This is a genomic window from Barnesiella sp. ET7 (genome assembly GCF_024733785.1).
GTDB classification, from domain to species: Bacteria; Bacteroidota; Bacteroidia; order Bacteroidales; family Barnesiellaceae; genus Barnesiella; species Barnesiella merdigallinarum.
The window spans coordinates 76,001-91,782 of record NZ_JANRHM010000011.1 but is presented as its reverse complement, the minus strand read 5'-3'; the positions used below and the strand labels follow the sequence as shown (position 1 = coordinate 91,782).

At 49.8% G+C, this 15,782-nt stretch carries 13 protein-coding genes; 10 read left to right on the top strand and 3 right to left on the bottom strand.

The window, feature by feature from the left end; translation table 11 throughout:
• Positions 1-3: 3 nt before the first annotated feature.
• From NW211_RS08695 to NW211_RS08660, 8 genes are all read left to right on the top strand, one after another.
• The gene (locus NW211_RS08695) at positions 4-690 is read left to right on the top strand and encodes a phosphatase PAP2 family protein (protein WP_087407477.1); all 687 of its coding nucleotides are present in this window, start codon (positions 4-6) and stop codon (positions 688-690) included.
• Between the two features lie 117 nt (positions 691-807).
• Positions 808-1,068, top strand: coding sequence for a DNA-binding protein (locus tag NW211_RS08690; protein WP_087407476.1), 261 nt, complete (start codon positions 808-810; stop codon positions 1,066-1,068).
• A 26-nt stretch (positions 1,069-1,094) separates the two neighbouring features.
• On the top strand, positions 1,095-2,204 hold the full coding sequence (locus NW211_RS08685) for a universal stress protein (protein WP_087407475.1): 1,110 nt from the start codon (positions 1,095-1,097) through the stop codon (positions 2,202-2,204).
• Positions 2,205-2,405: 201 nt separating this feature from the next.
• Positions 2,406-2,675, top strand: coding sequence for a co-chaperone GroES (locus NW211_RS08680; protein WP_087407474.1), 270 nt, complete (start codon positions 2,406-2,408; stop codon positions 2,673-2,675).
• Between the two features lie 37 nt (positions 2,676-2,712).
• On the top strand, positions 2,713-4,350 hold the full coding sequence (gene groL / locus NW211_RS08675; protein ID WP_087407473.1) for a chaperonin GroEL: 1,638 nt from the start codon (positions 2,713-2,715) through the stop codon (positions 4,348-4,350).
• Positions 4,351-4,582: 232 nt separating this feature from the next.
• The gene (locus NW211_RS08670; RefSeq protein ID WP_258327582.1) at positions 4,583-5,344 is read left to right on the top strand and encodes a helix-turn-helix domain-containing protein; all 762 of its coding nucleotides are present in this window, start codon (positions 4,583-4,585) and stop codon (positions 5,342-5,344) included.
• Between the two features lie 101 nt (positions 5,345-5,445).
• Positions 5,446-7,758 (top strand): TonB-dependent receptor, encoded by a 2,313-nt coding sequence (locus tag NW211_RS08665; protein WP_258327581.1) that lies wholly within the window; start codon positions 5,446-5,448, stop codon positions 7,756-7,758.
• 206 nt (positions 7,759-7,964) lie between these two features.
• Complete coding sequence (locus NW211_RS08660; RefSeq protein ID WP_087407757.1) at positions 7,965-8,324, top strand: YbaN family protein; 360 nt, start codon at positions 7,965-7,967, stop codon at positions 8,322-8,324.
• A 6-nt stretch (positions 8,325-8,330) separates the two neighbouring features.
• Here NW211_RS08660 and NW211_RS08655 read toward each other — a convergent pair whose 3' ends face one another.
• The 3 genes from NW211_RS08655 to carA form a co-directional block, all read right to left on the bottom strand.
• Positions 8,331-8,843, bottom strand: coding sequence for a hypothetical protein (locus NW211_RS08655; protein ID WP_258327580.1), 513 nt, complete (start codon positions 8,841-8,843; stop codon positions 8,331-8,333).
• Positions 8,844-9,025: 182 nt separating this feature from the next.
• Entirely contained in the window at positions 9,026-12,274 is a 3,249-nt protein-coding gene (gene carB, locus NW211_RS08650) for a carbamoyl-phosphate synthase (glutamine-hydrolyzing) large subunit (RefSeq protein ID WP_258327579.1), read from the bottom strand.
• Positions 12,275-12,293: 19 nt separating this feature from the next.
• Positions 12,294-13,364: a glutamine-hydrolyzing carbamoyl-phosphate synthase small subunit gene (carA, locus tag NW211_RS08645; protein WP_087407470.1), complete on the bottom strand. Its 1,071-nt coding sequence runs from the start codon at positions 13,362-13,364 to the stop codon at positions 12,294-12,296.
• Positions 13,365-13,683: 319 nt separating this feature from the next.
• On the opposite strand from carA, the gene dapF reads away from it, so the two are divergent.
• Complete coding sequence (dapF, locus tag NW211_RS08640; RefSeq protein ID WP_258327578.1) at positions 13,684-14,541, top strand: diaminopimelate epimerase; 858 nt, start codon at positions 13,684-13,686, stop codon at positions 14,539-14,541.
• The gene (locus NW211_RS08635; RefSeq protein ID WP_087407468.1) at positions 14,532-15,767 is read left to right on the top strand and encodes an LL-diaminopimelate aminotransferase; all 1,236 of its coding nucleotides are present in this window, start codon (positions 14,532-14,534) and stop codon (positions 15,765-15,767) included. The genes dapF and NW211_RS08635 overlap by 10 nt, the downstream gene beginning before the upstream one ends.
• The last annotated feature ends 15 nt before the right edge of the window (positions 15,768-15,782 follow it).

The following is a 15,782-nucleotide window of genomic DNA, read 5'->3' as shown; positions in this document are numbered from 1 at the left end:
GAAGTGCTGGAACAGTTAATCGAGTGGGATAAAACGGTCTTCCTGTTTTTGAACCATACCCACACACCCTTTTGGGATCATTTCATGTGGATATACACGGGGCGTCTCACATGGGCACCCCTCATAGTCGCCCTGCTCTTTGTGCTGTTCCGGAAGAACTGGAAAGAGGCTACCCTCGTCGTGGTTGCCCTGGCGCTCACCATCACCCTCTGCGACCAGTTTGCCTCGACCCTGTGCAAGCCCTATTTCGCCCGGTTCAGGCCGGCACAAGACCCCGACTTCTCACCTCTTGTACAGATTGTAAACGGGTACAGAGGAGGGCGCTACGGCTTCATCTCGAGCCATGCCGCCAACAGTTTCGGAGCCGTGGTGTTGCTGGCGCTGATATTCCGCAACCGGCTTTTTACCATAACCGGCCTTGCGTGGGCAGCCGTCAACTGCTACTCGCGCATCTATCTGGGGGTACACTATCCAGGCGACATTCTGGCCGGTACGATAGCCGGTGTCGTCATTGCCTTACTCATATATATAATGTGGAAGAGAGTCCGCTACATGCTGTGGCAGCGGCACCGCTTGCCACAACGGCAGTCGCCTTACTGTAAAGACCCCGGTATTGCGATTGCGACTACGGTCATCTATTTGAGCGTGGTAGCTATCTCGGTCTATGCACTCGTCGCAATCTATTTTTGAAAGCCCGCAAAATTTTGGCTGCAAAATTTGGAAATAAAGAAAATAGAACTTAAATTTATTGCGTATTCAAAAGAGTACAATTAACCGAATAATTAACCATAAAAAACCATTACCCTTATGACTAAGACAATCACATTTAACGAACTTCGTCGCATCAAAGACAGTTTGCCCGATGGTTCCATGCATAGAATAGCCGACGAGTTGAATGTTACCACCCAAACCGTGCGTAACTATTTTGGAGGAACCAATTATTCATTTGGGAAAAATTGTGGTCTTCATATCGAACCGGGACCCGACGGCGGTATCGTTGTGCTCGACAATACACAAATCTACGATATGGCTATTCGTATTTTGGAAGAAGAAAACAATAAGAAATAAATCATAGTTAAATAAACAGATCGACCATGAAGAAAGACCGCTTAATCACACTGGCCATTCACACCTATCCGAAGGCTCTCATCTTAAAGGGCATTTTGGAGAGCCAGGGTATAGCCGTCGCCATTCAGAATGTCAATCTGTTGAAACCAGTCATTTCTCCGGGGGTGCGAGTGCGAATCCACGAAAAAGATTTGCCTCACGCCCTCGAGATTTTAGAGACCGATCCGGTTTTCGGTAAATCGGAAGTCTCGGAAAAACCGCAGAAAAACCGAATCCTTATCCCGATTGATTTCTCCGACTATTCGTTGTTGGCCTGTCGGCTGGGATTCGATTTTGCGGAGGCCCATCAGGCCGAAGTCGTATTGCTTCATACCTTCTTGTCTCCTTTCTCCATGGGGTCTCTCTCGTTGGCCGAGACGATCAGTCATGAATTGAAAGAAAGTGAAGAACATAAACTATTATTTGCAAAGGCCAATCGTGAGATGACATCCTTTTGTGAAAAGTTGCACCAGTTGATGGTCGAGGGCGCCATCCCTCAGGTCCCCTTTATATATAGGGTATGTGAAGGGGTGCCTGAAGATACGATCATCCTGATGGCAAAAGAGTTGAACCCGTCGCTCATTGTTATGGGGTCAAGGGGAAAGACCCGAAAGGAGATAGACCTGATAGGAAGCGTTACGGCCGAAGTGGTAGACAACGGCAATTTCCCGGTGTTTGCCATACCCGAGGGATTCACGCATACCCATGTGAGCGATATTAAGAATGTGGCCTTCTTTACCAACTTCGACCAGCAGGATTTAATCTCGCTCGACACCTTCATGCGCCTGTTCCAGAACTATTCGTTCGGAATACGGTTCTTCCATTTGACCGAGAAAAGCGATGCCTGGACCGAGATAAAGCTGGCCGGCATACGCGACTACTGTCAGTCGCATTATCCCGGTCGGGAAATCGACTACAAGATACTCGGCGAGGAGAATTTCCTCGACAACGTAGAGCGCCTGTTCCAGGAGGCATCGATCGATGTCATGGTGGTGCCCAACCGCAAGCGCAACATCTTTGCCCGCCTCTTCAACCCCAGTATCGCCCATAAGATGCTGTTCCACACCGATACTCCGCTTATCGCCATACCCTCTTGATTCGGGTTGTAGCCTCGAGGCACTCCGGGCCGACAGGAATCTTTGTCAGTTTTCATTCACTTCGAGTTATACGCAAAGGTGACGTTTTGTCATATTTCGAGCCAATATATCGTTTGGCATGAAATTGGCTGTATCACCAGTGTCTGCACTTCTTGTACAGATAAAAATACAAAAATAAAAGTATAACTAAAATAAATAACCATGACAATTAAACCGTTAGCAGACAGAGTATTGGTGCTTCCAGCTCCTGCAGAAGAGAAAACAATCGGCGGTATTATTATCCCTGATTCGGCCAAAGAAAAACCCCTCAAAGGTGAAGTAATAGCCATCGGCAATGGTACCAAAGACGAGGAAATGGTAGTTAAACCCGGTGATACCGTTTTGTACGGCAAATATGCGGGCACCGAAATCGAACTGGACGGCGAGAAATATCTGATTATGAGACAGTCGGATATTTTGGCTATCCTTTAATGCGTTTCATGTTTAATTTTTAGAAGGAAAAAGAACTATGGCTAAAGAAATTAAATTCAATATTCAGGCTCGCGAAGAGCTGAAAAAAGGTGTAGACGAGTTGGCTAATGCCGTTAAAGTCACCCTGGGTCCTAAAGGCCGCAACGTCATCATCGAGAAAAAATTCGGTGCTCCCCACATCACGAAAGATGGTGTGACGGTTGCCAAAGAGGTTGAACTGGAAGACCCGTTCCAGAACATGGGTGCCCAGTTGGTTAAAGAGGTTGCCTCGAAGACGGGCGACGATGCCGGCGACGGTACGACTACGGCTACCGTATTGGCTCAGGCTATCGTAAACGTAGGTCTTAAGAACGTGGCTGCCGGTGCCAACCCCATGGATTTGAAACGTGGTATCGACAAAGCCGTGGCCAAAGTGGTAGAAGGCATCAGAGAGCAGGCTCAAGAGGTTGGCGACGACTTCGAGAAAATCGAATCGGTTGCCCGCATCTCGGCCAACAACGATAGCGAAATAGGCCAACTCATCGCCGAGGCCATGAAGAAGGTTAAGAAAGAGGGTGTCATCACCGTCGAAGAGGCCAAAGGTACCGACACGACTGTCGATATTGTAGAAGGCATGCAGTTCGACCGCGGTTACATTTCGCCCTATTTCGTAACCAACACCGAGAAGATGGAGTGCGAAATGGATACGCCTTACATCTTGATTTACGACAAGAAGATTTCGGTTCTGAAAGATATGCTTCCCGTACTCGAAGCTACTGCACAGACGGGTCGTCCTCTGCTCATCATTGCCGAGGATGTAGACAGCGAGGCTCTGGCTACGCTGGTTGTAAACCGCTTGCGTGGTTCGCTCAAGGTATGTGCCGTGAAGGCTCCTGGCTTTGGCGACCGTCGTAAAGAGATGCTCGAAGATATTGCCGTATTGACCGGTGGTGTCGTTATCTCCGAAGAGAAAGGTTTGAAACTCGAATCGACCACTATCGAAATGTTGGGTCGTGCCGAGAAGGTTACCGTAAACAAAGAGAACACGACTATCGTCAATGGTATGGGCAGCAAAGAGTCTATCGCCGCTCGTGTAGCTCAAATCAAGGCTCAAATCGAAACGACTACCTCCGACTACGATCGTGAGAAACTGCAAGAGCGTCTGGCCAAATTGGCTGGTGGTGTTGCCGTTCTCTATATCGGTGCCGCTTCTGAAGTAGAAATGAAAGAGAAGAAAGACCGTGTAGACGATGCCTTGAGCGCAACGAGAGCCGCTATCGCCGAAGGTATCGTACCGGGTGGTGGTGTTGCCTACATCCGTTGTATTCCCGCCTTGGATGGCTTGAAAGGTGCCAACGAAGACGAGACTACCGGTATCGAAATCGTAAAACGCGCCATCGAAGAGCCGTTGCGTCAAATCACCGCTAATGCCGGTGTAGAAGGTGCCGTAGTAGTACAACGCGTAAAAGACGGTAAAGGCGACTTCGGTTACAATGCCCGCACCGATTCTTACGAAAACTTCTTCGCAGCCGGTGTAATCGACCCTGCCAAAGTAACTCGTGTAGCTCTTGAGAACGCCGCTTCTATCGCCGGTATGTTCTTGACTACCGAATGTGTAATCGCCGATAAGAAGGAAGAGAATCCTGCTCCTGCCATGCCGGCTGCCGGTATGGGTGGAATGGGCGGCATGATGTAATCCCGCAATTCTTCCGACATCCTATAACAGGGAGTACTCCAAGTGAGTGCTCCCTTTTTTTGTGCCGACAAGTCCATAAAATTGCTCGTGGCATGCAGGTATTTGATGACGATATTCTCTATATTTGTAGAATATAGGGTGCGTCTCAGCATAAAAAATCAAGCGAGCTTGTTTTTCTACTTTCGACTTTTCCTATATTTGTAAATGCTAATACCTCATGAAAAAGGACAATATGAAACCGATAACAGCCATTGTAGTTTTTTTCTCATTGATGCTTCCGTCTCTCGTGTTGGGCTTTGGAAATTATGCAACCACCAAAGAGAATATTATAGCAGATGTAAATCAGGCTTTGGCACAAACTATTTTAGATAAAAACGCCGACCACATTACGGTCGATACATTGAGGGTTTTCAGGTCTAAATTGAAAATAGACGAGTTGAGAGAGACCTCTTATCTGTCGATTTGTACAGAGGCCCCCAGCAATGTAACCTTTTGCAGCGATACGATGAGTTACAAGGTGGGTGACGAGCGGTTGTATATCCGAGCCTATCCTAACTGTTCGAAGGCCGCGATATTTGGCATGTCGGGACAAAAGATTCCCTCTATCCTGTTTCTCCTCAGTTTGATATGGGGCGCATTCTCACTGATGTATTTGAGAACGAAATCGCTTGACTGTTATTCGGTTGAGCCGGAAACAATAACCGTAGGGACATTGCATTTTTCCAAATCTTCAAATCGTTTTTGGGATGAGAAGAGGCAGGAGATATATTTCACTCCAATGCAGCATCGGTTGATGCAGATGTTTATAGCGGCAGACGGTCATCGATTGTCGGTGGAAGAGATATGTCACACGCTTTGGCCCGGGAAAGAAGATGCTCGCGATACTCTTTATACATTGGTTCGCCGGATAAAGCCGGTTTTGGGAAAAGCATGTAATGTGAAGATTGAGGCAGAAAAGGGGCATTTTTATGTGTTCAAAACGGAGAAGAGCTGATTATCAGCATATTGTTGGCTAAATGTCAGCCAAATGTCAGCTCTTTTATAACGGCCTTTTATCGCCTTGCTCATATATTTGTCAGCAAAAAACGGCAAATTATGAAGAAGGTGAGAACAATCGTTGCGACTCTTTTAGGAATACTGTTTCCGGTATCGGCTTGGGCACAAGGTTGGGTAAGAGGTGTGGTCGTAGATTCGGTGAACAGTCCTGTTGCAGGAGCCTCGGTGAGGCTGTATCAGGAACACAATACATCAAGCCGTAAAGGGGGCACGACCAATCGGAACGGGCAATTCGAACTGGAGAAGATAGCCGATGGTAAATATATATTGAACATCTCTTTTTTAGGTTATGAAGATTACTCTACGGAAATCGCGGTAGCCGGGAATACAGATGTCGGGCTTATTATCCTGAAAGAACGGCCCCTCGATTTGGACGAAGTAGTCGTGTCTGCCAGCCTGGTAAAACGGTTTGCCGATAAGAAGGAGTATAGACTGACCTCAGCCGAAAAGAGTCGATACAGCAGTGCATTGTCGGCGTTGGAGTTCCTGCCCAAGATTCAAGTTCTTGACCAAAGTGTTTCGTCGGTAGATGGCAAGGCCGTGAAGATTCTGATCAATGGCATACCATCAACGCCGATAGACTTGTCTGTCATATCGCCTGAGGATATTGCCAAAATCGACTATTACACCCAACCGCCCGTCCAATACTCCAACATGGGGCTGGGGGCTGTAATCAATGTGGTGACCCGGGAAAAACAGAATGGAGGGTCGGTCGGTGTCAATACTCAGAATGCCGTGACCACAGGATTTGGCAACAATGTCGTCAACTTCAAATACAACTGGGGCCATTCGCAGATTGGTGTGACATACAATATCAATTACAGGAACTACAACAAAAGGGTGCTGGACGAAGAAATGGCCTATTCCGTCGGCGGAACAGACTTTGAAAAGAGAAAGAGCGGGCGCAACAGCCCGTATGCTTATGAGCAGCAGATGGCCGAAATCAGCTTCAACAATGCAAAAGCAGACAACTATCTGTTCAGTGCAAAACTCTCCTTCAACTCATTGAATCGCAGACGGTCATCGGTGCAGGACATTCTGTCAAGCGTGGACGGCAAGGAATCCCATAAAACAGGGGAGAGTCAGGATAAAGACAAATACATCAGTCAGGTCATGGATATGTATTTCAGTAAATCGTTCGGCTCCAAACACGAACTTATCGTGAATCTCGTCGGTACATACTACAAATCGGATTATGATTATGAGTATCAGGAATTACAGGAAGCAGAACCCGACTTTGAAACGGCGACGGTAATACATACCGACAAGTATTCGGTTATTGGAGAAGCGTTGTATACCTACAAAATGAAAACGGCGAATCTGTATGCAGGGGCCCGATACATGTACAACAACAGCATTCAGAACAACTTACCGTCGAACAACAAGATAACGGCCCATGAGATCTATTCCTATCTGGGAATAACCGGCATGTGGGGCGACAGATTCAATTACAGCATCAGCGCTGGTGTAAACAACAACATATTTACCACCATCGAAAACAAGACCTACAACTTCACCTATTTCCGTCCTCAGGTGAAATTGGGGTATTTCATAGACCCGAGCTCCGACCTGATGTTCAATTATGAAATAAATACCGAAAACCCGTCAGTCTCTTCGTTGACTTATAATCCATATTATAAAGATCCCAATTACATCTTTGTCGGGAACCCCCGTTTGACGCCAAGCAACAACCACGATTTTTCAGTCTCCTATTTCAAAGGGTTCAAGAAGTTGGTAATCAATGCAGAAGTGGGGTATTCATATACAAAAGATGCTATCGCCCCGATTTTCCAATCGGATCATACAAACATCATCGAAACATTCGGGAATCTGGATTATGCACAGAACATGAAAGTCAGCCTTTTTTTACAGTGGTATCCATTCGCCAACAATATGCTCAGGTTGAGACTCTACTCCGAAGTGTTCCATCAGATAAATAAATGGGGCGCCTCGAAATGGGACCATACGGGCTATTCCATCATACCCTCGGTATATCTTGCCTATCGTCAATGGGGATTGCAGGTGTTCTATCAAACTCAGAAGAAATCCCTTATCGGACAGACGACGAGAAATATACCCAGTATGGCATCGGTAGAGTTCTCTTATAAACCCATTAAAAACCTGACCCTCACCGGTGGTATAAGATACCCGTTCTATGACTCTTGGAAACAGGTCACATCCGTATCTGGAACATCGCTTCTGCGACGGACGGAAACCGAAAGAATCGTCAACAATGCCAATATGGTATATGTCAATCTCGTTTATAACTTCTCATTTGGCCAGTCTGAATCGGGCGTGAAATTGAAAATGCAGAACCGGGATAAGGATTCCGGAATCTTGAACAGAAATTGATACGACTGAAAACCGATGAAGGTGTGGGAGAGTCTGAGGACAATGGAGCCAACAGATTCTCCCTCTTGCTTGTTTATAAGGTTGTGGAGCAGGAGAGGGGTATCCCGTTTTGAGGAACGCTGCACCCCGAGCAATCGGTTATCGGTTCGTGCAGGTTTTCTCTCGGCTATTCTTTCCGGCTTCGGGTTTTGTTGTATTTTTGCACCGTGAAAGCTATCTATATCTTTTTAGGCGGACTCTCTCTCGGCTTGGGTGTAGCCGGTATCTTCCTGCCGCTGTTGCCTACCACGCCCTTTCTGTTACTGTCGGCCGCGCTGTGGCTGCGCAGTTCGCCACGGCTTTACCGGTGGCTTTTGAATCATAAGCGGCTGGGACCCTATATCAGCGACTTCCTCGAGCACAAGGCCATACCGCTGCGGGTGAAAGTCATCTCGGTATCGCTGGTGTGGATTACGCTGCTCTACTGTGCCCTGTTTGTGGCCCGGGTGTGGTGGCTCGCTTTGCTCTTCGTGCTGCTGGCCGTGGCCTTGTCGTGGCATATCCTCTCGTACAAGACTCGCAAATAGCCGTTATCAGTATCTGAATCCGATGGAGAGAAAGACGTTCCCGCAATTGTCGAGCCCCGAGGTGTGCGAATCGATAAACCGGTAACCCAACTCGACGACAGGCGAGAACCTGTACGACTTGAGATACCAGGCCAACGATACATCGTAGCTCGAGCGTTTCCACGAGGGGCAGCCCACACTGCTCAATGCCTTGGCCCGTATATCGAGGGCATGGATGCTTTTCACACTGTCAAGCAGTTTTACACCCAGGCCACCGCCTATGCTGACTCCATTATAATAGGTTTTGACGCCTTCATGTTTATACAGGGAAATGTTGTCTTCTGCGGTAACGAAGAGATAGGCGATAGAGACAAACTCTACCTGAGACTTGAATGAAAAGTCAACGGGCGTTATTCCTTTATTTTCCATTCCTGTTCCGGCAGAGAATTCGAAGTGTACCCGGTCCATGAAATTTTGTGCATTTGTCTCGACTGTTGCAAGGGCGAGCAACAGCGTAGCCGCATAAATAAATTTTCTCATCTTGCTACCGTGTTGTGTTTGATTAAGGCATTTGTCGTTTCAGGGAATCGTATGAAACGATTCCTCTGAATCATGAACATAAAGATAATAATTTATTCTTTTTGTACAAAAAAGGGATAATAAAAAAGCGCGGCCTTCCCGATTGAAGGTCGCGCTTTTATGCGGTTCAGAGTTTTCTTACATTACTTGTATTCGTCCCAGCTCTTGATTTGAATATCGACGATATTCAGGCTGCAGAAGGCTTCGATAAAGGCCGAAGCCAACCGGGCATTGGTGATGAGCGGGATGTTGAAGTCGATGGCGGCACGGCGTATCTTGTAGCCATTGTCGAGCTCTTTCTGCGTCAGGTTCTTGGGAATGTTCACCACCAGATCTATCTGCTTGTTGTGCAGCATCTCCAGGGCCTGCGGCTCGTGGTCGCTCTCGCTGGGCCAGTATACCTTCACGGCCGGAATACCGTTGTCGGTGAGGAACTGATGGGTTCCGCCCGTGGCAAAGAGGCTGTATCCCTTCTCGTGCAAGAGTTGGGCCGCCTCGAGCATGTCGGCTTTCTGTTTGGCGCTACCGGTCGAGAGCAGGATGTTCTTCTTCGGAATCTGGTAACCGACCGAGAGCATGGCTTTCAAGATGGCTTCGCTGGTATCGAGTCCCAGACAGCCTACCTCGCCGGTCGATGCCATGTCGACACCCAGTACGGGGTCGGCTTTCTGCAGACGGGAGAAGGAGAACTGCGAGGCCTTGATGCCTACGTAGTCGAGGTCGAACTCGTTTTTGCCCGGTTTCTCTACCGGCAATCCCATCATCACCTTCGTGGCCAGCTCGATGAAGTTGATTTTCAAAACCTTCGATACGAACGGGAAGCTACGCGAGGCACGCAGGTTGCACTCGATTACCTTGATGTCGTTGTTCTTGGCCAGGAACTGGATGTTGAAGGGACCCGATATATTGAGCGCCTGGGCTATCTGCCCGGCCACCTTCTTGATGCGTCGCACGGTCTCGACATAGAGCTTTTGCGGCGGGAACTGTATGGTGGCGTCGCCCGAGTGTACACCGGCAAACTCGATGTGCTCCGAGATGGCGTAGATGATGATTTCGCCATTGCGGGCCACGGCATCCATCTCGATCTCTTTGGCGTGCTGGATAAACTCGCTCACTACGACCGGGTGTTTCTTCGATACGTTGGCGGCCAGTTGCAGAAACTGTTCCAGCTCGGCGTTGTTCGAGCAGACGTTCATCGCAGCACCCGAGAGCACATACGAGGGCCGAACCAGCACGGGGTAACCCACCTCTTTCACGAAGTCGTAGATGTCGGCCAGCGAGGTCAGCTCGCGCCAGCGCGGCTGGTCGATACCCAGCGAGTCGAGCATCGACGAGAATTTGTGTCGGTCTTCGGCGTGGTCTATGCTGTCGGCCGTCGTGCCCAATATGCTCACGTGCTGCTCGTCGAGGCGCGTGGCCAGGTTGTTGGGAATCTGTCCGCCGGTCGAGAGAATTACGCCGTGAGGATTCTCGAGCTCGAGAATATCCATCACCCTCTCGAAGGTCAGCTCGTCGAAGTAGAGGCGGTCGCACATGTCGTAGTCGGTCGATACCGTTTCGGGGTTGTAGTTGATCATTACACTGCGGTAGCCCTCTTTGCGAATGGTATTCAGGGCCTGCACGCCGCACCAGTCGAACTCAACCGAAGAGCCTATGCGGTAAGCACCCGAACCCAGTACCACAATCGACTTGTGGTCGCCCAGGTACTTCACATCGTTGGCGATGCCACTGTAGGTCAGGTACAGATAGTTGGTCTGTGCCGGATACTCGGCGGCCAGCGTGTCGATCTGTTTCACCACGGGGACGATGCCGAGCGATTTACGGAACTGGCGCACCCACTGCATGTGGCAGTCTTCCATCTTTTCCTTCCAGATGGCGCGGGCAATCTGGAAATCGGAGAAGCCCTGTATCTTGGCCCGACGCATGAGGTCGTAGTATTCCTGGGGATTCTCGGCGCGGGTAATCGACTCGTCGAGCTCTTCCAAGTCGTGAGCCGTGCGCACGATATTCATCAGTTTTTGCAGGAACCAGCAGTCTATTTTGGTCAGTTCATGTATCTGGTCTACCGTATAACCGGCGCGCATGGCCTTGCTGATGACAAAGATACGTTTGTCGGTAGGCTCGTGCAGCGACTTGTCGATATTGGGAATAACCAGTTCCTTGTTCTCCACGAAGCCGTGCATGCCCTGGCCAATCATGCGCAGACCTTTCTGGATAGCCTCCTCGAAGGTGCGGCCGATGGCCATTACCTCGCCGACCGATTTCATGCTGGAGCCCAGCTCGCGGTCTACGCCCTGGAATTTGCCCAGGTCCCAACGGGGTATTTTGCAGACAATGTAGTCGAGAGCCGGCTCGAAGAAGGCGCTGGTCTCTTTGGTGACCGAGTTTTTCAGGTCGAACAGGCCATAGCCCAAACCCAGTTTGGCAGCCACGAAGGCCAACGGATAACCCGTAGCTTTCGAGGCGAGGGCCGACGAGCGGCTCAGACGGGCATTCACCTCGATTACCCGGTAGTCTTCCGACTTGGGGTCGAAGGCATACTGCACGTTACACTCGCCCACGATGCCGATGTGGCGGATAATGCGGATAGCCAGTTCGCGCAATTTGTGATATTCGCTGTTGGTGAGTGTTTGCGACGGAGCCACCACGATACTTTCGCCCGTGTGGATACCCAGCGGGTCGAAGTTCTCCATGTTACATACCGTGATGCAGTTGTCGTAGCGGTCGCGCACCACCTCGTATTCAATCTCTTTCCAGCCTTTAAGCGATTTCTCTACCAGAATCTGGGGCGAGAACGACAGTGCCTTTTCGGCTTTCAACCGCAGCTCCTCTTCGTTGTCGCAGAAACCGCTGCCCAATCCACCCAGCGCATAGGCAGCCCGGATGATGATGGGGTAGCCCAGTTCGGCGGCAGCCTGAACGGCATCTTCAATCGAGTTGACGGCCTCGCTCTTGATGGTCTTGACATCGATTTCGTCGAGTTTCTTGACGAAGAGTTCGCGGTCTTCGGTATCCATGATGGCCTGTACCGGCGTACCCAATACCTTCACGTTATATTTCTCGAGCGTGCCGGCCTGATAGAGCTGTACACCGCAGTTGAGAGCCGTTTGCCCGCCGAAGGCCAGCAGGATGCCGTCGGGTTGCTCCTTTTGGATAACCCGCTCGACGAAGTAGGGGGTAACCGGCAGGAAGTAAATCTTGTCGGCCACACCCTCCGAGGTTTGTACCGTGGCGATGTTGGGGTTGATCAAAACCGTCGTGATGCCTTCCTCTTTGAGGGCTTTCAAGGCCTGCGACCCGGAATAGTCAAATTCACCGGCTTCACCTATTTTCAAGGCTCCGGAGCCTAACAGCAATACTTTCTTTATTTTTTTAATCTCTTCTTGGTTCATAGGTATGGTATTTCCGGGTTTACAACAGTTTTACAAATTCGTCGAACAAGAACTCGGTGTCGGTAGGACCGCTGGCAGCCTCGGGGTGGAACTGGGCCGAGAAGTAGGGTTTCGATTTGTGACGTATCCCTTCGTTGGTACCGTCGTTCATGTTGATGAAGAGCGGTTCCCAGTCGGCTCCCAGAGTCGAGTTGTCTACGGCAAAGCCATGGTTCTGCGAGGTAATGAAGCAGCGGTTTGTGCCCACCTGGCGCACCGGTTGGTTGTGGCTGCGGTGTCCGTATTTGAGTTTGTAGGTGCGGGCCCCTCCGGCTTTCGACAGCAGTTGGTTGCCCATGCAGATGCCGAAAATGGGTTTCGTGCCGTTCATGGCCTGGCGTATGTGGTCTACGGTAATGCCGCACATGTCGGGGTCGCCCGGGCCGTTCGAGATGAACAGGCCGTCGTACTCGAGCGTGTTGAAGTCGTAGTCCCAGGGCACGCGAATGACGGTCACGTTGCGCTTGAGCAGGCAGCGGATGATGTTGTGCTTCACGCCGCAGTCGACCAGCACCACTTTCTTATCGCCGTTTCCATAGCGAATCACCTCTTTGCAGCTCACCTTGGCTACCAGATTGGTAAGGTTGGGGTCTACGAACTCGATGTCGTCGCCGCCTTCGATTACGATTTTGCCTTTCATGGAGCCGTGCTCTCTCAATCGCTTGGTCAACTCGCGGGTGTCGATGTCGTAGATACCCACAATCTCTTCTTCCTTCAGCCAGTCGGCCAAACTCTTGGCGGCATTCCAGTGGCTGTATTCAAACGAGTAGTCCGATACGACCAGCGCTTCGACGTGGATTTTTTCCGATTCGTAGAATCGTGACAATCCATTTACCTCTTCACGTCGAGGCACTCCGTAATTTCCGATAAGCGGGTAGGTGGTCACTAAGATTTGTCCGGAGTAGGAGGGGTCGGTCAGGCTTTCGGGATAGCCCATCATTGCGGTGTTGAAGACGACCTCGCCGGCAACAGGTTTTTCGTAGCCAAATGATTTCCCGACGAATACGGTACCATCATCCAGGATTAGAGAAGCCTTTTTTGTTGTTTGCATTACGATAGAATTATATATGTATTAGTAATTAGCTTAAGTAAGTAGGGTGGATTTCTATCGTGAAAACCATGCAAAGATAGGAAAAAAATCCCTATTCCGCAGGTTTTACCGCCAGATTGTAAAAATAAATTTTCGAACTGTGCATCGGCTGTACGGGAGGGTAGTTAAATGTGTTGCTGTTTTTATAATATATAAATGTATTTATACAATATTTATACTTTCAATCTGTAAGTATGTTTGTCAAAAAGGGTAATTTTGCAACGAAATAATTGCATTTAGTTTTCGAAAACCGAAATGTTGTATCAAAAAGAGTGTTCTTATGAGATTCACGAAAATGCAAGGTGCAGGCAATGACTATATTTACCTGAATGGATTTGAACCGTTGCCTGCCGACTTGGGCGAGTTGGCCCGACAGATGAGCGACCGGCATTTTGGGGTGGGCTCCGACGGATTGGTGATTATCATGCCCTCGGAGAGTTGTGACTTCAGAATGCGGATGTTTAACTCGGACGGCAGTGAAGCCGAGATGTGCGGAAATGCTTCGCGCTGCGTAGGCAAATATGTATATGACAAGGGGATGACCACCAAAAAGGAGTTGACTCTCGAGACGCTTGCCGGCGTCAAACACCTCACACTGCATATTCAAGACAATAAGGTCGAACAGGTTACGGTCGATATGGGTGAGCCCATATTGTCGGCTCCCGATATACCGGTAAATCTTTCGGAGAGTCCTGTCGTATCGCAACCTCTCGAGATTGAGGGGAATCGTTTTGCCATCACCTGCGTGTCGATGGGTAACCCGCATGCGGTTATCTTTCTCGACGACATGGACCGCTACGACCTACATCACATCGGGTCGCTGATCGAGCATCACGAACTCTTCCCGCGGCGCACCAATGTCGAGTTTGTCGAGGTGCAGTCGCCACAACACCTGAGAATGCGCGTGTGGGAACGCGGGGCCGGCGAGACTCTGGCGTGCGGAACCGGCGCTTGTGCTACGCTGGTGGCTGCCGTACTGAATGGCAAGTCTGACCGCCGGGCCAAGTTGCATCTGCTGGGTGGAGATTTGTCGATCGAGTGGAACGAACAAAACAATCGAATTTACATGACTGGCGGTGCCGTCACCGTATTTGAGGGTGAATGGCCCGACGGTAATAATAGAAGTATATGGTATTGATTAATGAAAATTATTTGAAGCTCGCAGAGAGCTATCTGTTTTCAGATATAAAGAAGAAAGTAAACGCCTATAAGGAGCAGAACCCCGAGGCCCGCATCATCAGCCTGGGCATAGGCGATGTGACGCGGCCCATCGTCCCGGCCATCATCGAGGCGCTGCACAAGGCAGTCGACGAGATGGGTCGTGCCGAGACCTTCAGGGGGTATGGTCCCGAGCAGGGATACCGTTTCCTGCAGGAGCGCATTATCGAACACGACTTCAGAACGCGAGGCGTTGAACTCGATCCCGACGAAATTTTTGTCGGCGACGGTGCCAAGAGCGACCTGGGTAACATCGGCGATATTCTGAGTGTGAAGAATCGGGTGGCCGTGACCGACCCGGTTTATCCCGTCTATGTCGATACCAACGTGATGGCCGGTCGAGCCGGCGAGTTGGCCGGCGATGGGGAGCACTGGAGCCAAATCGTGTATATTCCCTGTACGGCCGAGAACAATTTCGTACCCGCTTTGCCTGCCGAACGCCCCGACATTATCTACCTGTGCTACCCCAATAATCCCACGGGAACCGCTCTGTCGAAAGCCGAGTTGCAAAAGTGGGTCGACTATGCCCGTGAAAACGAGTCGCTCATTCTCTTCGATGCGGCTTACGAGGCTTTCATTCACGACGAAGATATTCCGCACAGCATCTACGAGATGGAGGGTGCCAAAGAGGTAGCCATCGAGTTCCGCAGCTTTTCCAAGACAGCCGGTTTCACCGGTCTGCGTTGCGGCTATACCGTAGTGCCCAAGGCATTGAAACTCTACGACGCAGCCGGCAAAAAGGTGATGGTGAACCCGCTGTGGAACCGCCGGCAGACAACCAAATTCAATGGCACTTCCTATATTGTGCAACGAGCTGCCGAAGCTGCATATAGTCCGCTGGGTAACAAGCAGATAAAAGAGTCTATCGAGTACTATATGCGCAATGCCCGGCTCTTGAAAGAGTCGCTTCAGAATGTCGGGTTGAAAATATTTGGAGGAGATAATGCTCCATATATTTGGGTAAAGACTCCCGATGGATTATCTTCGTGGAAGTTTTTCGATCGTCTGTTGCACGAGTGTCATATCGTAGGTACTCCCGGAGTAGGGTTCGGCCCCTCGGGCGAAGGATATTTCCGCTTGACGGCCTTCGGACGATACGAGGATACGGTAGAGGCTATTTCGCGTATTCAAAACTGGAAGCTGTAAACAAGAAATAACACA

Coding starts and splice junctions, on each gene's coding strand:
- groL (WP_087407473.1), top strand. CDS start 2,713: ATGGCTAAAGAAATTAAATTCAATATTCAGGCTCGCGAAGAGCTGAAA.
- carA (WP_087407470.1), bottom strand. CDS start 13,364: ATGCAAACAACAAAAAAGGCTTCTCTAATCCTGGATGATGGTACCGTA.
- NW211_RS08680 (WP_087407474.1), top strand. CDS start 2,406: ATGACAATTAAACCGTTAGCAGACAGAGTATTGGTGCTTCCAGCTCCT.
- NW211_RS08690 (WP_087407476.1), top strand. CDS start 808: ATGACTAAGACAATCACATTTAACGAACTTCGTCGCATCAAAGACAGT.
- NW211_RS08670 (WP_258327582.1), top strand. CDS start 4,583: ATGAAACCGATAACAGCCATTGTAGTTTTTTTCTCATTGATGCTTCCG.
- NW211_RS08655 (WP_258327580.1), bottom strand. CDS start 8,843: ATGAGAAAATTTATTTATGCGGCTACGCTGTTGCTCGCCCTTGCAACA.
- carB (WP_258327579.1), bottom strand. CDS start 12,274: ATGAACCAAGAAGAGATTAAAAAAATAAAGAAAGTATTGCTGTTAGGC.
- dapF (WP_258327578.1), top strand. CDS start 13,684: ATGAGATTCACGAAAATGCAAGGTGCAGGCAATGACTATATTTACCTG.
- NW211_RS08635 (WP_087407468.1), top strand. CDS start 14,532: ATGGTATTGATTAATGAAAATTATTTGAAGCTCGCAGAGAGCTATCTG.
- NW211_RS08665 (WP_258327581.1), top strand. CDS start 5,446: ATGAAGAAGGTGAGAACAATCGTTGCGACTCTTTTAGGAATACTGTTT.
- NW211_RS08685 (WP_087407475.1), top strand. CDS start 1,095: ATGAAGAAAGACCGCTTAATCACACTGGCCATTCACACCTATCCGAAG.